The 19,980-nt window shown below is 37.3% G+C and carries 18 protein-coding genes; 6 read left to right on the forward strand and 12 right to left on the reverse strand.

Going from position 1 to position 19,980, the window contains the following annotated elements:
- Window positions 1-369: 369 nt before the first annotated feature.
- The 8 genes from CWB60_RS12790 to CWB60_RS12825 form a co-directional block, all read right to left on the reverse strand.
- Window positions 370-1,101: a MauE/DoxX family redox-associated membrane protein gene (locus tag CWB60_RS12790; RefSeq protein WP_055018909.1), complete on the reverse strand. Its 732-nt coding sequence runs from the start codon at window positions 1,099-1,101 to the stop codon at window positions 370-372.
- A 33-nt stretch (window positions 1,102-1,134) separates the two neighbouring features.
- Window positions 1,135-1,644 (reverse strand): DUF305 domain-containing protein, encoded by a 510-nt coding sequence (locus CWB60_RS12795; RefSeq protein WP_064387011.1) that lies wholly within the window; start codon window positions 1,642-1,644, stop codon window positions 1,135-1,137.
- A 140-nt stretch (window positions 1,645-1,784) separates the two neighbouring features.
- Window positions 1,785-2,303 carry a DUF411 domain-containing protein gene (locus tag CWB60_RS12800; protein WP_126009121.1) on the reverse strand — a complete coding sequence of 173 codons (519 nt, stop codon included), beginning with the start codon at window positions 2,301-2,303 and terminating at the stop codon, window positions 1,785-1,787.
- A gap of 10 nt (window positions 2,304-2,313) precedes the next feature.
- On the reverse strand, window positions 2,314-2,802 hold the full coding sequence (locus CWB60_RS12805; RefSeq protein ID WP_008109928.1) for a YybH family protein: 489 nt from the start codon (window positions 2,800-2,802) through the stop codon (window positions 2,314-2,316).
- A 22-nt stretch (window positions 2,803-2,824) separates the two neighbouring features.
- On the reverse strand, window positions 2,825-3,733 hold the full coding sequence (locus CWB60_RS12810; protein WP_138579947.1) for a CopD family protein: 909 nt from the start codon (window positions 3,731-3,733) through the stop codon (window positions 2,825-2,827).
- Window positions 3,734-3,744: 11 nt separating this feature from the next.
- Window positions 3,745-4,152, reverse strand: a complete 408-nt coding sequence (locus CWB60_RS12815) for a copper resistance CopC family protein (RefSeq protein ID WP_008109924.1) — start codon at window positions 4,150-4,152, stop codon at window positions 3,745-3,747.
- 22 nt (window positions 4,153-4,174) lie between these two features.
- Window positions 4,175-5,038 (reverse strand): copper resistance protein B, encoded by an 864-nt coding sequence (locus CWB60_RS12820; RefSeq protein WP_010554095.1) that lies wholly within the window; start codon window positions 5,036-5,038, stop codon window positions 4,175-4,177.
- Window positions 5,035-6,858 (reverse strand): copper resistance system multicopper oxidase, encoded by a 1,824-nt coding sequence (locus CWB60_RS12825; protein ID WP_029774586.1) that lies wholly within the window; start codon window positions 6,856-6,858, stop codon window positions 5,035-5,037. Before CWB60_RS12825 ends, CWB60_RS12820 begins: the two co-directional genes overlap by 4 nt.
- A 166-nt stretch (window positions 6,859-7,024) precedes the next feature.
- On the opposite strand from CWB60_RS12825, the gene CWB60_RS12830 reads away from it, so the two are divergent.
- On the forward strand, window positions 7,025-7,711 hold the full coding sequence (locus CWB60_RS12830) for a heavy metal response regulator transcription factor (RefSeq protein ID WP_024032688.1): 687 nt from the start codon (window positions 7,025-7,027) through the stop codon (window positions 7,709-7,711).
- Window positions 7,701-9,098 (forward strand): heavy metal sensor histidine kinase, encoded by a 1,398-nt coding sequence (locus CWB60_RS12835; protein WP_029774587.1) that lies wholly within the window; start codon window positions 7,701-7,703, stop codon window positions 9,096-9,098. Before CWB60_RS12830 ends, CWB60_RS12835 begins: the two co-directional genes overlap by 11 nt.
- Before the next feature lie 499 nt (window positions 9,099-9,597).
- Here the strand turns inward: CWB60_RS12835 and CWB60_RS12840 are convergent, their stop codons facing one another.
- The 4 genes from CWB60_RS12840 to CWB60_RS12855 all read right to left on the reverse strand — a co-directional run bounded on the left by CWB60_RS12840 (window position 9,598) and on the right by CWB60_RS12855 (window position 13,445).
- Window positions 9,598-10,236, reverse strand: a complete 639-nt coding sequence (locus tag CWB60_RS12840; protein ID WP_138579946.1) for an HNH endonuclease family protein — start codon at window positions 10,234-10,236, stop codon at window positions 9,598-9,600.
- A gap of 17 nt (window positions 10,237-10,253) precedes the next feature.
- Window positions 10,254-11,711, reverse strand: coding sequence for an AAA family ATPase (locus tag CWB60_RS12845; RefSeq protein ID WP_138579945.1), 1,458 nt, complete (start codon window positions 11,709-11,711; stop codon window positions 10,254-10,256).
- 462 nt (window positions 11,712-12,173) lie between these two features.
- Window positions 12,174-12,764 carry a hypothetical protein gene (locus CWB60_RS12850; protein ID WP_138579944.1) on the reverse strand — a complete coding sequence of 197 codons (591 nt, stop codon included), beginning with the start codon at window positions 12,762-12,764 and terminating at the stop codon, window positions 12,174-12,176.
- Window positions 12,765-13,121: 357 nt separating this feature from the next.
- On the reverse strand, window positions 13,122-13,445 hold the full coding sequence (locus CWB60_RS12855; protein ID WP_138579943.1) for a hypothetical protein: 324 nt from the start codon (window positions 13,443-13,445) through the stop codon (window positions 13,122-13,124).
- Between the two features lie 697 nt (window positions 13,446-14,142).
- Between CWB60_RS12855 and CWB60_RS12860 the strand changes: the two genes are divergently transcribed.
- The 4 genes from CWB60_RS12860 to CWB60_RS12875 all read left to right on the forward strand — a co-directional run bounded on the left by CWB60_RS12860 (window position 14,143) and on the right by CWB60_RS12875 (window position 19,052).
- Window positions 14,143-14,754 carry a TnsA endonuclease N-terminal domain-containing protein gene (locus CWB60_RS12860; protein ID WP_024032698.1) on the forward strand — a complete coding sequence of 204 codons (612 nt, stop codon included), beginning with the start codon at window positions 14,143-14,145 and terminating at the stop codon, window positions 14,752-14,754.
- A complete protein-coding gene (locus CWB60_RS12865; RefSeq protein ID WP_138579942.1) occupies window positions 14,751-16,778 on the forward strand; it encodes a TnsB C-terminal domain-containing protein in 2,028 nt (675 codons plus the stop codon). Before CWB60_RS12860 ends, CWB60_RS12865 begins: the two co-directional genes overlap by 4 nt.
- Before the next feature lie 35 nt (window positions 16,779-16,813).
- Window positions 16,814-17,659, forward strand: coding sequence for a TniB family NTP-binding protein (locus CWB60_RS12870; RefSeq protein WP_171037125.1), 846 nt, complete (start codon window positions 16,814-16,816; stop codon window positions 17,657-17,659).
- Between the two features lie 61 nt (window positions 17,660-17,720).
- Complete coding sequence (locus tag CWB60_RS12875; protein ID WP_126009132.1) at window positions 17,721-19,052, forward strand: TniQ family protein; 1,332 nt, start codon at window positions 17,721-17,723, stop codon at window positions 19,050-19,052.
- Window positions 19,053-19,980 lie beyond the last annotated feature (928 nt).

Raw genomic sequence — 19,980 nt, forward strand, 5'->3', positions numbered from 1 at the left:
AGCAGCATCGCCCGCGCGGAGAAAATTGCGATACTGAGAAAAAATCGATCGCAACCATCTTAAATGGTTTCAAACTAAGAACATACCCAAGACAATTTATTAAAAATTAGTTTTCACACAGTCTGGGCACAGAGCCGTCCTTCAGCTCTAACTCATTTTTGTCCAAAAACGAGTTTGTATGGACGTCTGCTTCTCGCTCATAGCAGTCTGCCTGATGAAGTCTAAACTTATTCACTTAAACTGTAAGATCTGATATGAGCTAGTACAGCTGATATGCTATTTACGACAAAGTCGCTCGGTAATTAGAGCGACATAATCCCTTGGTAATCACACTAGTACACCATTATGTTTTTAAATTAAAGCTGTTGTTTACTTAATAAACATCCAAATACCGGCAGCGATCATAAACAGGTTTTCTGTTAGGGAGATAAACCCTAGTGGTACGTTACTGTCACCGCCTACACACGCACATTTTAACTCTCGTTTATCTATATAGACTGCTTTTATCACTGAAACAGCACCAACCCCACCTATGAACAATGAAATAGGGGCAATAATATAGGCTGGTAATCCGGCTATCATTCCAATGCCAACAAATGCTTCTAAAAATGGGTAAACATAGGCGTACCTGACTACTTTCATAGCGACTAAGTCATAGGTTATAAATGAATTAGTAAAGCTAAATAAGTCTTGAAGCTTTTGTATTGCTAACACTGCCATTGTTAGGGCTACAAATAGTTCAGCGGTTTGCATTGATAATAAGCTATTATTCGCTGCAAAACTAAATGCCACACTAAGCAAAAAACTAACCGAAAAAATCGCAATCACGGGCGTGTAAGTTGTACCTTCTTGCCCAGCTTTTGGCTTATCAAAGTAATCGCGTAAGTCGTCATAGCCACCTATACGTTTATTATCAATAAATGTTTGAGGTGTAGTTTCTACACTGTGTTGTTTTTTAAATTCATCTGTTTGCTCTCGAGAAGTTAATAGCTGATCATCAACTGTATATCCCTCTCGCTCTAGTAGGTCTTTTGATTTTAAACCAAACGGGCAAATATGCTCATCTGTGGCCATTCTAAAAAGTTGGGCTGATTTACTCATGTTTAGCTCCCTTTTATGTATTGGTATAAAATTTTACTTAGCATTAAAATCCGGTACTGTCCTAGATTGTGCTTGCTCCTGAGTTTCTGCTAGGCCATTTTTCTCTATATCCTTTAGTAACCACTGCATTTCTTTAATCTCACGACGCTGTGCCTCAATAATATTTGTTGCAAGCTCTTGGACTCGCTTATCTTTGATTTTTGCCCTTTCACTGGTGAGTATTGCAATTGAATGATGTGGGATCATCGCCGACATCCATGAGCTATCATCAACAGTCGCTTGTGATCGAACTAAAAATAAACTTCCCGCAAATACGGTAACACTAGCAATGAGTACTGTTATATTTTTCTTTTTATCTTTATACATATTGAGCATGAAAAGTAGCATTATCACTGCCATCGTGGCTCCCATATAAAGCGCCATATAAGTACGAGTTTCACTAAAAAAAACATGACTTAGCTGATAAGTATTCAAATACATCAGTACAAACATGACTAATGTTGATGTGGCTATCATTAAGAAAAACTTTAAATACTGCGACATTAGATGGCTCCTTTCTATCATTTACTTTGTATATCATTTATACCAATGGGTAATTCTTACAGGTTATTAGGCGTAAACCCACTATATATTTAATCATTGAATCAATGTTTAATATTACATCAAGAGTTGTGCCATAAGTGTTAAAACTGCTCAGCGTATTTGCTAATATGCTTATAAGTATTCTGCTGTAAATCGTGCGTAAGCATTTCAATATTATATTTATAAAAGCGATCGCCTATTTCCATACCTGGCGTACCAGCAGGCATAGAGGGAACAGAGAGCCCTATCGTCTTTTCAGGATGTTGTTCAGCTAAAAACTGTTTTATATGTTTGGCGGGAACATGACCTTCAAATACAAATCCATCGGCTGAAACGGCTGTATGGCATGACCGCATATTTGGTTTTATTTGATACTGAGATTTAATCGTCCCCATGTCATTGACGTTAATTGCTTTTGTTTGAATATTGTTTTCGCTCAAATGAGCAATCCACTTATTACAACATCCACAATTTTTACTTTTATAAACGGTAAGCTCAATTTTAGGTTTTTCTGAATTCTCATAAGTTATTAATGCTTTATGTTGTTTTTCGATACTTATCGCCGAAAATGACATAGTTAATGATAAAAATAACGCTGAGGTAATGTAGATTACTCGCATTGTTAACTCCTTAATTTGACCAATGAATATGAGTGATTTTCCAACCTGTATCGGTGTTTTTTAATGTGATTGATTCCATTCCCATAGACTTAATATCTTTTCCTTTGTACTTTCCTTGAGTTTTACTTCTTGAAATTGAGTAAGCTATGTCTCCATTTGTGTAAACTTGATGCTCTAGTAGTTCACTATTAACAGCACTTAAGAATTTCATATCCGCTATCATATGATGTTTCGCGTATTCATCTGCAGAACGCTCAACACTTCCGCCTTCAAAAATGATGACATCGTCGGCCAGTAATTTACGTGCAGCTTCGCGATTGCCTTGTTTTAGAGATGCATGAAATAGGCTGACTGTTTTTGCAGCCTCGCTATCAACATTGACAAAGGCCTTGCCTTTTTTTGAATATTTTTCATCGTCATGTGCACTAACAGTAAAAGAACTAACAGTGCTAAAAATTAGTAGCAATAAAATTTTTAAATTAAAGGATTTAATTAACATACGTTTCCCTTTTTATTAATCGTTAAATAGGCGGACCAACAAGTGTGGTAAATACACTTGTTGTAATAAGTACAAACAGGGCAATTACTATTTCAACAGTAATCGAGCGTTTTAATATACTTATATGGTGTTGTTGAGTGATTTGCGGGACTAAAAAAAGCTTATGCCATGCACCTAGGAACAGCATCGCGCTGACGAGTAACAGCTTTAATAAAATTAGTTGCCCATAATCTGATGTAAACAATGCAGAAAATGACTCTAGGTACCGCAGGAGCAGAGTTAAGCCCGAAATAAGTAGTACAAATACAATAACAATAGCGAGTTGACCAAAGTAATGCATTAACCGCTTTACTTCACTGGTAGGTAGTAAAGTGCAGCTTTTGTAAAGCGGCCACAATGACCCTAACCAGCTCGCTATGGCAATAAGGTGAAAGGTTAAAATACTTTTCACTAACCCATTTTCGTTTGCACTGTGCCCAGTAAAAGTGAAGCTATAAGCGATAAACCCAAGCATGATGAGTATAACGGCACCGTTTTTATAACCTGCTACGTTATCATCTGATTCCACATTCCACATACATGCGCTAATTAGAGCAATAATAAGCGCTGGTATTCTAAACGTTGCTTGGTCACCTATGACTGATTGCCAAATAATTTCAAGCATAAAGGGGTCAAACATTCCCATAAAGCCTGATTCAGCCATTGCTCCAGCTTCTATTGGTACTTGTAAAAGTGCAGCAATACTACCTGTAACTACACACGTAATTTGCCAACGTTTTAAGAACTGATAAAAGCTAGTTAAGTGATGCCCTGCAACATTGCTGTTGCCACACATAAAGCGCATTAATAAAGTGCCCGCAAGCCCTGCAATTGCTATATAGCTTGCTAGTTTTAATAATAGTAAGAGTACTGACCATTCACTTAATTGCATTATGTTGCTACTTAATGATTATGTTTGCTGTGGGTATTAGATTGTTCTTGCATCATCTTATGCGATTCACTTTTGTGTACCATAAATCTAAACGTGTCGGTCATTTTATGTCCATCACCACCCAGTGCTGTCCATTTAACCGTGTAAGTGCCTTGGGCTAGGCTCGGTAATGACCAATTAAAGTCTGTGCTTGGGGTGGCGCTGGGTTTGAAATCAAAGTTTATTGATTTATTTTTTTCATCTTTGATGATGACTTTTGCTAGCCTTACTTCACCACCAAAAGTTAACGAAAGTTGCTCTGGGCTTTTCATTAACATGGCTTCTTGCGCAGGTGTTGATTGCTTGAGTGATATATGCGCTGATGCGGAAAATGTAAGCACTAAACCTAAAATGGCTACTGCAGAATTAAAAAACTTCATAATTACCTCTTATTTAAAATGATTAAAACCAAAATTTAATACCCGCAACAAATGCGGTGTTGTTGCTACTTTGTCCACTTGATGTGGCATAGTCGGCTGTATTGCCAAATTTATTGCTCCATTCAACGCCAATATAGGGCGCAAACTGGCGTGTAAATTCATAACGAACCCTAAAGCCAATCGCGCTGCTTGATAGGCCACTTCCAAGTTCGTTTTGTTTATCGTTTTTGCCATAAAGTGTAATTTCGGCTCGCGGTTGTATAATTAGCTTTTGCGTGAGTAATAGTTCGTACTCTGCCTCTAACGTAAATGCGGTATTGCCTCGCTCACCTACGTATGCTGTCATATCAAGTTCAAACCAATAAGGGGCTAAACCTTGTAAGCCAAAAGCTAACCATTGCCGATTTTCACCTTCTTTATTGTAATCAAGACGAACACCTGCTTGAGTATCCCAATATGCTGATACGGCGTGACCCCATAAAATATCGGTTTGGTTTTCTTCAATACTTCCTTCGCTGAAATCACCCTCGGTTTTAATTACCAATCGATCAAAGGTAGTGCCGTACCATGCTTGTAAGTCAAATACACCTGCGTTTGCTTGCTCGTTATATTCAAGACGATCGCCTAGTAATGCGTAAAATGGATGCTCATCAGCGAGTGTTAATCGCTCATTGCCCTCAAGCGCATATGGGCCTTCTGTTAAAGTTGTTCCCGCAGAGTAAGCATGGGGGTCTCTTGCATCTTTAGGTGCACTTCCTCCTTGTGGTTGCATCTTAGCGCTATTCATTTGTGCCATTTCACTTTGCGCTAATAAAGGGAAACTAATTAATGAAGCCCCTGTTAACATTAATAAACCTAATGATTTAGATAGTTTTAATTGTTTCATGATACGACTACCTCTCTAAACATGCCGGCATCCATATGGAATAATAAATGGCAATGCCAAGCCCAGCGACCTACATCGTGAGGGGTGGTTAAAAAGCTGATTCTTTGTGCGGGTTGAACAGGTATCGTATGACGTCGCACTTGCACATCACCTTGCTCGTTTTCTAAATCACTCCACATACCATGCAAATGCATAGGGTGCGTCATCATGGTATCGTTTTGTAAAATAACTCTTAAACGTTGGTTATGCTTCATATGCACTGGCGTGCTTTTACCAAATTCTAAGCCATCAAATGACCAGCTATAACGTTCCATATTTCCGGTTAAATGCAGCTCAATTTCAGCTTCTGGCTCTTGCTGGTTAGTGATCCCTTCAAGTGAGTGTAAATCTGCAAGTGTTAAAACACGACGACCATTTTTACGTAAACCAATACCAGGATCATCAAGATTTGTTCTCGGCATATCAACGCGCATATCAACTGAAGCTCCATACTCCGTTTTTGCATGACGCACTTTAGGGCTGGCAACTGCCAATGGGTTTTCAGACATACCATGTTTGCTATGATCCATCGCCATTGCACCGTGATCCATAGCGCTATGATCCATTTCTTTAGAGTTCATACCTGACATGCCAGCCATACCTGCCATTGCAGAATGCTCACTGCCGTGGGTCATATTGCCCATCATATCGGTCATCGTTAACCATTCAACAGGGTCAAGTGCAGGTACTGGCGCATCAATATTAGGCGAGCTTGATAAAGTTCCTTTTGCGTAACCAGAGCGATCCATACTTTGAGCAAAAATCGTATAGGCATCATTTTTAGGCTCAACAATTACGTCGTAGGTCTCACCAGGGCCGAATCTAAATTCATCAACTGTCACTGGTTCAACGTTTTGCCCATCAGCTTGTACAACTGTTAGTTTTAGTTCTGGAATACGAACGTCAAAAAAAGTATTGCTTGAGCCATTAATAAACCTAAGTCTTACTTTTTCTCCAACTTTAAACATTCCTCGCCAATTTGACATTGGCGTACTACCGTTCATTAAAAAGGTCATTGCTGATGCAGATAAGTCAGCTAAATCTGTAGGATTCATTCTCATTTGATTCCACATTTTGCGGCGTTGCAAAGCATTCGAAACACCGCTATTTGAAACGTCATCAAAAAATTCTGGAACAGTGGGCTGATTGAAGTTAAATACATCACTCTGTATTTTTAATTTGCGGAACAGCGCCATTGGGTCATCATCAGTCCAATCAGATAATTGAATAACATGCTCGTTATCTGCACTAATAATATCTTTTTCTCGCGGTTCAATAATTAATGCACCGTACATGCCAGTCATTTCTTGAAAGCCACTATGTGAGTGATACCAATATGTACCGCTTTGTTGTAATTTAAATTTATAAACAAAGGTTTCGCCAGGCATAATGCCTTTAAAACTGATACCAGGTACGCCATCCATTTGATACGGTAAAATAATGCCATGCCAATGAATTGAACTCGGTACTGATAACTTATTTGTTACTCTAATAGTAACGTCATCGCCTTCTTTGAGGCGCAAGGTAGGGGCGGGTATAGAGCCATTGATAGTTGTCGCCATACGTACTACGCCAGTAAAGTTAACCGGCGATTCATCTATAACCAGATCAATTACTTTGCCGCTAAGTTCGGGCACAGTGCCTGTTATTGTTCCTGCTACTAAAGATGATGCAGCATGTAATACACTCGGAAAAGCAGCAAGTACACCTCCTGCAATTAAGCCTTGAACAAATCGTCTTCGTGGTGTGCTAACCTGTTGTGATGACTTTTTAAACCCCATTTCCTTACTCCTTCATACCAGAATATGTATTGAGTATAGAAAATAGACCTGTCTTAAACATGACGCGAACATTACAAAGTTGTAATGTTGGTGTCATGTTGCTGTAGTGACAGATACTGCATAATATTTGCAGAGGTAGTTGTTAGGACTTTAATGAAGGAATTGTATGCGCTTATTAGTTGTTGAAGATGAATCAAAGACAGGAGATTATTTAAAACAGGGACTAAGTGAAGCTGGTTTTCAGGTTTCTTTGGCGCGCAATGGACTTGACGGTCATCACCTAGCAATGACCGACTTATTTGATGTAATAATACTTGATGTCATGTTACCTGACGTATCCGGTTGGAAAATTTTACAGTCGCTACGTGAAGCAGATAACAAAACCCCAGTACTATTTTTATCTGCTCGCGATAGTATAGACGATAGAGTAAAGGGGCTCGAACTTGGTGCTGATGACTATTTAATAAAGCCTTTTGCTTTTGCTGAAGTTTTAGCAAGAGTACGCACTCTTATTCGCCGTGGTGTAGTACAAACAGTTGACGATATACTGATAGTTGCTGATTTAGAAATGGATATTCCAAAGCGAAAAATACAACGTGCAGGCAAGCGTATTTTATTGAGTAATAAAGAGTTTAGCTTACTTGAACTATTGTTACGGCGCGAAGGTGAAGTACTGCCACGTTCGTTAATTGCTTCTCAAGTATGGGATATGAATTTTGATAGCGACACCAATGTGATTGATGTTGCCATTCGTAGGCTAAGAGCAAAAGTTGATGATGACTTTACTGTTAAATTAATTCATACGGTTCGTGGTATGGGCTATAAATTAGAGGTTGAAACTGATGACTATTAAGTCACGGCCTTTATCACTTACGATGCGTGTTGTGTTGTTTGTGGCTGTAACCGTTATTGCGTGCTTAACTTTAGTTGCCACCTTAATAAATAGTTCGATAAAACATCATTTTTTCCAGCAAGATAGTAGTGAACTGCATGTTATTAATCAATCTATTGAATTAGTTTTAAGACAACAGTATAAATCAAACCTGAAACTTAAAAATGAATTATCTAACGCTGTAGCGGGTCATCACGGTGTTTACTATCAGGTAAATACCGCAAAAGGAGAGCTCATTTTTCAAAGTTCTGAACGAGATTTTAGTGATTTTGTAATGAGTGCTAATGCTTCAGCTGGCTTTAACCGTAACAACATTACCTCATGGCAAAATGATACCCACACCTACCGAGCTCTGGTGAGTAATTTAAGTACTGGGCAACAGCAATACAAAATTACTACAGCGATAGACATGAGCTTTCATTTACACTTTCTCAATCAATTTCAACAAAGCCTTTGGGCTATTATGTTTGGCTCTGCGGTACTCATTTTATTGGTGGCTTGGTTTGCTATACATCAAGGATTGAACCCTTTACGAGGTTTGAGTCAGAAAATGCATGACATCCAAACTAATAAGATGGATGTAAGGCTTGATGAAAATAAAGTGCCTATTGAGCTTGTTAATATGGTGCAGTCGTTTAACTCGATGCTCGACAGGCTCCAAGGTGAATTTATTCGTTTATCAAATTTCTCTAGTGATATTGCGCATGAGTTACGTACTCCACTAACAAATATAATCACTCAAACACAGGTTGGTTTATCTAAAAAAAGACAGTTGTTAGAGTATCAAGAATTATTGTTTTCTAATCTAGAAGAGCTGGAACGACTAACTAAGATGGTTAGTGATATGCTTTGGCTTGCAAAAACTCAGAATGGACTGGTTAAACCCGTTCAAAATACTCTAAAAAGCCATGATGAAATTGAAGCATTATTTGAGTACTTTGATGCTTTGGCTGAAGACTCATTGATTACATTTAAGAAAAAAGGTCAAAACCTTTGTTTTTATTGTGACAAATTACACTTTCGCCAATTATTATCAAACCTCCTATCCAATGCAATAAGGTATGCCCCAAAAGGCTCATCAATCACAGTAAATAGTGAAATATTTACCGCTGATAAAATATGTATTTCAGTGATTAATACTGGGGAGAGAATACCTTCTGAGCATTTACCTTATTTATTTGACCGCTTTTATCGACCCGATAAATCGCGCCAACGACACAGCGATGGAGCTGGTTTAGGGCTTGCAATAGTTAAAGCTCTAGCGCAAGCAAACGGTGGAAATATAGAGGTCAGTTCAAATAATCAAACTACCAGCTTTAAAGTTTTTCTAAATTTAGCTAAAAGCTAATTATTAAATTTAATAACCCAATGTTTGCTTGTACCTCTAGACTTCCCAGCTTTCATTAAACACCGGTTTATAAACTTAAAGTACAAAACGGAAGTAAACTTCCGGTTTCTAACCCAATATTGCTATATTTCGGAAGCAAACTTCCGTTTATAGGAATTCAAAGGTAGTTATCGGAAATATACTTCTGTTTTTGAAAGCGTTGGCCTAGATAGCTATATGAGCCATTTTTCGGGGTCTTATTTGAGCGAAAAGCGGAGGGTCGGGTAAACTCGTTTTTGGACAGAAACGTTTTAGAGACCGCGGCCCTGTACCAATTGCGCGGAAATTCGCTCAAAAATATTAAACGTCTGCTGGCTGGTAATAAGCAGACGTTTAAGCGACTCAGATTTTCGCTCTTTGGTAGGTACAAGGTTGGGTAAGCCAGAGGCGCAGCCAACATTTTGAAATGTTAAATCGCATTATTAGGATTAAATTCGTTCGAACCTACCTACGCAGGAGACTAAAAATCAATTACATCATCCAGCTGTTGACTTAAGAACGTATCGGATAGCACATGCCACCTCCAAAAAACAGAAAATGGATAATGTGACTTTATCATTTGTGATAGCCTATCTTTAGCCAATGCTTTTTCAGCAGGCGTGTATTTTTTCTTTTTCAACGTTAATCTATATTCTTGAAATTCAACATGTAGTTCAAACAACTTATCCATAAGTACAACTCTTGTTATACCTCTCAATGGTGTATTTTTTTCGTTGTAACACCTATTCAACAACTCTACTGTGTTATCAGCCTGAGGACTATTAATTTGGGCTGTAACTTCAATATCAGCGTCAGGGCAACTAGGTAATAGGCACTTAATCCCCCTAAGAACATCAAGATTTACATCGCAACAATCAAGAAGGTCGGTGTGTCTCGTTCCTTTTATACTGTTACAACGACCACAAGAGTAATAAAGATTATCCCAGTCATATTTTTTTGCCAGATCTCCCATGTGGGGATCAAAATGTTCTATTTCGGGATCCGCAAGTTCATCTTGCTCACACAAGTAACACTTTCCGTGAAACATAGGTTCTAAAATGTCTATTACATCTTGTGCGTTATACTGGTTTCTATTGAGGCTTGCTGGTGCAGGAGCCACCCTTTCCACGTTGAACACTAATCTTCATCCATGTCTGCTAAAACATTAACCGCCTGTAAATAGAACGATTTTTCTCTATTATTTAACTTATCTGATAAAGGTTCTATTTTATTAATTAACTGTTCTAATCTAGAACGGTCTATCCTTTCAGAATTTGTAATTTCAGAAAGCTCAGAAATCATATTTTCCAATAGTAGTGATGTTGGCTTAATCCCCAAAACCCCCTCTAAAACAGCGGAATATGAGTAAAATGATAGATCTTCATCCATTTGTGCATTTTTTTCCATATCAAAAATAACAGCATTGTCACCTGACATCAGGACAAAAGGAGAATGAGTGGACACTATAAATTGCACATTTGGAAATAGAGATGAAAGAAAAGGTAAAACCTTCCTTTGAAGAGATACATGTAAGTGAACATCTATTTCATCGATAATCACATAACCAGCTATAGAGTGAGGCGAATAATCAGAGACTTCGGTTTGCATCAATAACTCAACAAAAACCTTGAGTATTGCAGAATAGCCTGATGATAAATCCCTAAATGAAAAAGGTTCTTTACCTTCCTGTTTTATTTCATAGTTAAGAGTATCATCATCAAATTCAATATCAGTAGAATCATCATCTAAGAGTACTCTTAAGGATTTTACAAATTGAGCTTTCCATTCTTTCAACTCTTCTGTTACAGAGTGATCATTTTTCTTTTCTCTTAAAGCACTTTTGACCTCCCAATTAGCTAAAAATCTTTCTATAAAAGAACCAGCATTAGGGTTTTTACCTTGCTTTGACTGTGCTTTTATTTGGTTTCTTTCTTGCTCCAAAGAGCCAATATTTTGTACTGCTTGGAAAGATGAAACTCTATTTGCAGCAAAGAATAAAATTAGTTCTAAATTATCTTCTAAATTGAGTTCATCAACCTCATAACTAATATCTATGCTTTTAACAACATTTCCTTTTGAATTTTTTTGCTTAACTGACAAAAATTGTTCGAACTGCCGCCTTTGCTGCTCTTCTTGATTTTTAAACTGATTCTGCTGTTGCTCAATTTGAGCTTGCAGGTTTTTAGGATCAATATTTCTTTGAAAAATCTCTAGGTTTTTTTCTTGTTGATCAATACTTCTCAGAATATTGGCCTTGTTGCTTGGATTTGATTCCAATTGAGAATTCAAACTTTCTAGCGTACGCATAGTATTTTCAATGTGTTGCTGCATACCACCTTTATTGTTTTCGAAGTTGACTTTAATATTTTCTATACTTTTTTCTAAAGAAGCTTTCTGAATTTCTTGATTTTTTAAATATGCTAGATAATTATTTTTATAATTTTTAGCCTTACTTAAAACAGTGAAAATGGTATCAAGTAACTGAGTTTTACCACTGCCATTTTTACCTGTAATAATTAAATCACTTTTATTGAGCGTGATATCAATTGATTTTTCAGTAAAAGGAATAATTCCATTTATCTTTTGAACGTACATTAATAATCCCTAGAAGTCGAAAATTTTTTAAATCAATAGGTTATGTGAACAAATATTAGCTTTTTTGAGGTTAACTTAAAAGGTATTTTATCTTTCATTTTTTTACCTTTTAAAGGCCAGATCAAGCCCGTGTACGTTGAGCCGAACTAAGGTAACCCCAACAATATCGCCTACAAATTAATCAAAGCCTCCGCTCTTCTTCAACTGTACTTACAGAAAATTAACAATAATACCTATGAACTGCATTGATATGGTTAGCCGACACTGAAACATTTGGCAGTTAGCGCCCGCTTATTGCTTCTTTACGACGCTCGACTAAACTCACTTTGGGGCAGAAATGAGTTAAATCGGAAAGGCAGCTCATGGCAAAAATGCGTCTGTTCGATTTGGTTGACTCTATTTGTTCAAATCTGACAGTTTTGGTTAGGTCTTATTAAATGAATTCATTCCGCGCTTATCTTGTTAAGCAAAAATGCTAACTAAATCACTATTAAAAGAAAGTCCGCTTAAGCTATTTTCTTTAATCAGAGATTTAAACGCGGCATTGCAATAAAGTGCTGTCCCACCTTGCATGCATGATTTAAAGACAAGGTTTTTGTCTGATTTAAATGATAAGGATTTGAGGCCATCCTCAATACCATTCAGGTAAGCCTTTTCAGTAAGAGATTCGTCTTCTTCTTCGAAAAAGAGAGGATTAAATAAAATTAGCTCTTTATCACACCTAAGCGGTATAAACTCCCCGTAAACTTGCAGATAGTTCCCTAGGGCAATATACGCTTTTTGGTTCAAAACAAGGTAATTCGAAAATAAGTTTACGTCGTAGGCTTGCTTTAAAGCTTCTTTTTCAACCTTGCAGCTAAATCCGTTTTTGACTATATCCGCTATTTTAGTTTTGCCGCTAGGAAAGCCAATCTTGGCTAATATTACTGCTTCTTTATAACTGAGGTTATTTTCTTCGGCAATTTGGTCTGCCATCGATACGATATCTAGGTCAATTATATCGTATGTTCTATCTGGTTTGTGCAATTTATAAATATCGAGTTCCTTTCCCATAAGTAATCCTTTGTGAAGTAATATTTGTGCTTATTAAAGATTAATGAGGCCAGAATATCAACTCCTTCGGTAACGCAAGCAGAACCTCATTGGATATTAGCCAAATTTTATTAGGCTGGATTACTATGGGAGTGCGCGTTAGTTATACCTGTACTCTATTCATTTATTAGCTTTTACTGTATTCATTTATTAGCTTTTAATGTATTCATTTATTAGCTTTTAATGTAGAACTAGCAACATTTACATAATACAGATTCTCATCTTTGCCTACCAAAGCCCCTAAATATCTTCCCTTATGTAGAGCTCACGACCCCCAAAAGTAAAATATAATAGATAGATTACAAGGCGTTAATCGCCTTATTTATCTTCCATAATATCTTTAAGTGCAATGCGTTTTAGCTGAGTGCCATCGCGATACCCTTTTACTAATAATTCATCTAATACAGCGCCGGTGTAAAAGGTATAGCCATTTTCTTCATCAACGGGAAGCTCATAAACAGAGCCTGATATTTGAGGCCAAATCCAATAATTCCCACAGGCTGATAAGTGGGGTAGAACCATTGAACCTGAGCTTACTCTCCATTCATCATCATTTTTCCACGAACAAAACAACACATAGCAGGGTTTGCTATCAATAGTTTGAAACGTTAAAACAACCCACCCTTCTGGCTTGTGTTTCATATGTCACTCCATCTTGTTTACAAAAAAATTTAAGCCTCCATTAACCTTAACTTAATAAAAGAGAACACCCCCTCTTTTTTCTTAAAAAAACACAAAAAATAAAAAAAAAGCACATATTCACACTCAGTTAATATTAATTGTAGTGGAGATTTATTGGATTTTAAGACCCAAATCGAAGAAGTTAGAAGAATATAACCTAGTGGTCTGACCAGTTTAACCTTCTCTATTTCTGCAATATCTGCAATCATAGTGACTGCCTTTTGAAAAGCATCAACTTTGCTGGGTCCAGGTGTGAAATTTTAAATTTAAGCTTTTGGGGGTAGCGCGGAATATTAATTACGCTTTGGGTGTTTTACTTGAACATAACAACGTCATGTTAAACACAAACATAAAATCGGTTTGGATAAGGTAAAAACAACTCGAGAAACCTTTACAGTACTTTAAAGATAAATTTTTTTTGAGAATAAATAATTTGCTCGTAGAAAAAACATTGAACTTAACTTTTGAATTTTAAAGTGAGATTAACCCTTGAAAATAAAACAAAATTTTCAGTGGCTCCAAGGATTGATAAGCCTAATTATGACGAAAGGAATAATGTAAAAATGCTTACCAAGAACAACTATTCTAAAGATAAACCTTTTAATTTATCACCCATTATCTATAGTGTAAAGACATTTATTTTTTGGGAGGTAAAATTATGACCGTTACAAAGACGAACGCTAACGTTCACAGAGGTCGATTTGTTATACGATTTTACTCCCATAAAAATCAGTGCGCACTTAATCCCGAGTCATTTCAGGAGCTGATCCTGGCTTTTAAACTGGAATGTGACCCTAATGTGAAGCTGTTTGCCACCCAACCAGAGCAAATAGAAGTGACTATAGACAAAAAAGTTTACCGCTATACACCCGACTTCTTAGTGCTATATCATTCTGGCTTCGCTGAATATATTGAAGTTCATCATGAGTCTCAGGTTGATAAAGAGTATCACTCGAAAATTCATCTTTTTAATGAGTACACCCGAAAAAAAGCACAAATAGGTTTACGGTTAATCATCGTCGATAAGCTCAATACTATCTTTATGGCGAACCTTAATCTGATAACAATGTATTACTCGGAGCATTCATTCCCATTAACAATGCTGCCTGATGGAGATTTAACCTTTGGTGAACTCATCGAATGCTTGGAGGGTATAGCTAAAAACCCAGTGGCAGAGGCTTATGGACTAATTGCATCAAATGTATATAAATTCGATATGGAGAAGCCGTTAAACGCCTCTACTACATTGATGCGAGGTCACCTCAAATGATCGGATATGCTACGGGTACTGACTTGACTAATAAGTACGGTAACGTTGAATCTATTGCGTTTGTTGACAGTACATCAATACTCCTTTCCGGTGATGGTATAGAGACTAAGAAGCGCCTATTACCTCGAGACGACTTTGAGAAATCAATTGATGATCAAGGCTTTATATTAAGAAACGCACAGCATCCACATATTGAACTAACAGAATATCAAAAGTTAACGGTTACATCACGATTGATGTATCAATCTATCTTGAAAGAACTGGTTAGTGAAGGATACCCTGCTACAACCAAGAAGACATATGATGAGCTCATCAAACGAGTCGAGAGCCAACATCCTGCAACTATTGCCACAAAACACCCGCAATGGAAAACGGTATGTCGCCATTGGCGCGTATGGGTTCAATCAGATTTTAATGATGAGGCGCTTGCGGGAGTGAAGCGTAATAGGCCTATACGGCTAAATGCGGCCACTGAGGCTTTCATACAGCACTACATCGCTACCGTCTATTCGTGTAATAACTCTGCTTTCAAAGGCGCATATTACAGTAACTATAAACGAGAAGCGCAAGAAGCTAGCTTGAAAAATAATGAGATTCAAATCGCATCACAACGCACCTTTTACCGCCGGTTACAAGAGCTTACTGATGCCGAAAAACTTGCTAATTTTAAAGGCCTTTCACAAGCGGAAATCAATAAGCGACTAACAACGCTACGTAAACGAATAAAAACCTATTACGCAATGCAGCGCGTTGAATGCGACCGTGTTGTGCTAAATATGTGTTTAATTGACGACAAAACAGGTCTTCCGACACCGCCTATTTCTTTGTATGTAGCAATAGACGTATACACACGCGCACCTATCTCTGTGGTGCTTAGCTTTGAACCTGAAAACTCTGCCGGTGGGCTTAACCTTTTACGTCAAATATTTATGGCGGATAGTAATCTTACAATGAATGGACGCAAACCGACTACATTGATTATGGATAATGGCCCAGGGTTTAATAATCGTTTGATAAAAAAGGCTGCGGAGCGACTTGAGTTAAATATTCATTATACACCATCAAATCAACCTGCTAAGAAGCCATTCATTGAGTCATTTTTTAACGTATTAAGAGATCACTTTTTTTCAGGTATGAAGATTGAAACGCAAAGTGGTGAGACGAGTATTGGATTTCAAAGTTATTCAGGAAAACGTACTAACCCGAACTCACTCGACACAATTCCATTAGCTAAACGTGCGGATATAAAGGTATCTGATTTTACAAAGCTACTGAATATATTTTTGACAGAATACATGCACAAACACCATAAACAGGCTGGCCATACGCCTATCAAAAAATGGAATCAGTCCATTATTGATACGCCTATGCCTTCATTCACATATGATCAGCTACAACATTGCTTCCACGTGTCCAGAGCCCAGGCCTCACATAAATTACAGCAACGTGGAACTATCAGATGTTTAGGTCAAGATTATTACAGTGATGAGCTAAAACAACTATACGCGGCTACTAAAACAGACATGGAGCTGGGTGAAAACCCCTCTGTTTATGTGTTTCATGACGACCTAGATGCCAGAAAAGTAACAGTTCAAGCAACACTGCCTGGCGAGAACAATCCTGTGGAAATAGTGGCTGATAATATTGACCATCATGATACTAAACTACCAGTCAGCTTTGCTGAACTAAATGGCAATCAAACTCTGACCCAACTCGGAATATATACAGAAACTTTCTCCCATACTCCTACTGGTCACTATGTCGGTGAAATAACTGAATTCGTAAAGCAAAAGCCCAAACGCAAACAGCACAGAGGCCCGAAGGTAGCGTCTTTCAATAAAAATACGAAAGAGAACTTATCCATTGTAGAGCGAATAAAAAAATCTCATAAAGTGAATGAACTTAAATCACAGATATCGCACTCAGGTGAACAAGATACCTACGCAGATACGATAGTGAGCAAAACCAGAGAAATGGCCTCTACCCGTTATAATGATGATGAAGGAAATGAAAAACAATGGTAACTATGCCCAGTACAATTTTCGCATGTGACATACAAATGAAGATATGGCAAAGGATAGCGGAAATCCACAATATGTATCACGTACCTTCAGAGGATAAACGAGCTCAACTTATTTATGGTGCCTCGGGTGCTGGCAAGACGTATATATTAAAGCAGTATCACGCTCAGTTTTTACCTGTTACTAAGCCAGAAAAAACGACAAAACCAATCTTTTATGTCGCTTTTAAGGAGTTTAAAAAAAGTACTGCAGAGATAACTCGATTTTTAATTTCAGAGCTAGACGGAACAACACAAAATTCTCGCACTACTGCAGCTGAATTGGATGCCCAACTTATCTCACTTCTCAAAGGCCTAGAAGTGGAGCTAATCATTCTTGATGAAATTCAGAATATTGCCTCAAGTTATGATGGGATAGAGTTTCAACGAATTATTAAATATTTTTGCTATCTGATCGATAGCAACAAGATCCGTTGTTCGATTATTTTCGCCGGTACAAGCAGTGCTAAGCGCCTTATTACATTTGGTAGAACCGCCGGTAAATTTGACGATGACGAGCAGATGTCTCGTCGACAAATGCGCCCCATTGAAATTAAGCCAATCCTTCCTAAAACGAAAAACTGGATTGCCTGTTGTAATTGGTTCATTCAACAAGTTGGGTTGCCAAATTTAACAAAGGATGAGCACAGTGAGCTACTTGATCGTATTTACCTTGCGTACAGTGAGCACACCATGAGTACAATGCGCGATTTATTTTTACGTAATAACACACGAAATGCAAAAAACTATGATCAGCTTATAGAAGCCTTATTTGAAAACTTTGAGAAATATGCAATTGGGGCTGTCAATCCATTTGATTATGAACTTTTAACAAAAAACAATTAGATGCATATCTAAATGAGCAAGATAAAAACCTTAGAAGTCAGTTCTATTCGGGGTTATGCTAATGCGTTTCCCAATAAAACCCTCTTACTATGAAGCGGAGTCAGGTATTGGTTATGTACTTCGTTTACTTAAAAGAAATGGCATACAATCAGAATCTCGCGTACTCAATAAGGCTATGCTAACCAGTATCATCAAAGGTAGATCAACAAAGAACGGACTCCTTGATCACCTTATTCCTATAACTCGCACTTTATCATCATTAAAGATAAAGTGCTGGACACATGCGAGATTGCTAACGCCACAAGTTTGTCCAGATTGTGTTAACCAATATGGGTATTTTAGGGCCCAGTGGCAAAATCCATTTTTACGACACTGTATTATTCATGAGTGTGCCCTGTTATCCGAATGCCCTCATTGCAATTCACCGCTGCAATTTACCATTAATCTTCTAAATGGCCGCTGCACATCACCTTTGTGCGGCTTACGCTTAACGCATATGCCATTGAATAATCAATTAAAATCACCTGAACAAGTCCACGATGCATACCTCATAGCTAAAGTGATAGTTGACGATAGTAATACACGAACGAGTTTCCCACCAAAGGAGATTACCTCCACATTATTAAATAGAGCGGCTGATATTCTTAATAACCCAGATAGTGCTAGAGTATTCTTAAGTGAAAGGGCTAAACGTGTACCAACAGATCTACCGTTGAACATTGAGTTTCACAAAATTGAAATTATTGTTCAGAATTTGCTATGTGAATGGGGGTCATTATCCACACTATATGAAATGTATAATAGCGAGTATATTCGTTCAAAAGCTCCCATAACTCAGCTTTGGTTTGAAGCTCAAACAGCCTCCTCTATAATTGGGGTAACGTTTAAACAAATCGCTCTTTTAGTCGAAGTTGGATTGATAAGAACTGATTCAAAAAAGGCCTTAAGAACAGATACTCGCGTTGAAATATCAGGTGTTTATACCTTTTTAGCCGAGTTCAGCCACAATAAAGATTACGTCCCCCTTTCTGAGCTACGTCGCTTTATGGCTCTTCATAATATCTGTATAACTGATGTACTGATAGCTGCTAAAAATAAAGAATTATCAATAACATACAAACCTTCATTAGACTTAATGCATTCCATACACGTTTTGCCTGAAGCATTCGATACCTTTTGTAAATTACATACTCAACTTATAAGAGATAAAACGATGTCCGTTGCAAACGTAGCTGAAGTCACCGGTATACCAAAGGTAGAACTAATGAGGTTGATTAATACCGGTAAGCTCAGGCCCGTTTACATTCATGGCAATAATTCAAAACGTATACTTAATTGTGATACTTTGAAGTTGGCGAAAACGCAAAACAAACAGCTATCACTCGACATTTAGTACTTTGTAATTTCAACTTTAATTTTTAGGCCGAGACATGTTCTCGGCCTATGCTTTATTAATAACAATACCGGCAGTTCACTAAAACTAATCGACTGAATATCAATAAGTTTAACTTTCCCTTTTTTAATAAAAGTTTAGTAATTTCATCCATAACTAAACCTAAATCAAACCAAATTTGAATTAACTCAACATTACAAATGAAGCTTCGCATATCTGCATTTTAACTTTCACTTAAATGGCTTCATTTCTCTTTATCCTAAAAATCCATTTTCTAATCGATTTACTACACTTTTACTAAGTAAATATTAGCGTATAGTGTTCGCCACTAATTTACCGAATACAGAATCTACTTAATTATGTGCTCATTAATATCAAGTCAGAGTTCTTCAGTGGCAGAATGAGAATATGCAAGGCAGAATGAGAACTTTTTGGCTGGATGAGAATTTGTGTTGGGGCAGTTTTTAGCTATAAATAATTCTCAATTTAAGAGGCGCAGTACCCATAAAGAATACAAGCTAAGTTATTGTTTTGAAATCTTATTACTTGGCTGAGATTCTCAAGTTATATGGCGCCGATCAAAACTGATCAGTGCCACTTAAATCGAGAATTCACGGCGCGTTGAGAACTTATTGATTTATAATAAAATATGGCACTTAAATTGAGATTTATTAACTTAATTACACTCTAAAAATAATTATGTTTTTTATTAGGTAAATTTCTTAAACAACGAGAAATCGCTTACAAACATCTATTACAGTAAGTGATTTTAAGTGGTAATTTGCCTATCTGTTATACGAAAGCTAATCGGGTTTACTTCGAGGTAGAGTTTATTTAGGCCGATGCTTGCCAGAGGAGCGACAGCGCATCTTTATTTTTCATTACATAAAGAACTTCTATTCTTGCTCAGTTATAGCCGTGGATTGCA

Source organism: Pseudoalteromonas sp. S327 (assembly GCF_005886415.1).
GTDB classification, from domain to species: domain Bacteria; phylum Pseudomonadota; class Gammaproteobacteria; order Enterobacterales; family Alteromonadaceae; genus Pseudoalteromonas; species Pseudoalteromonas atlantica.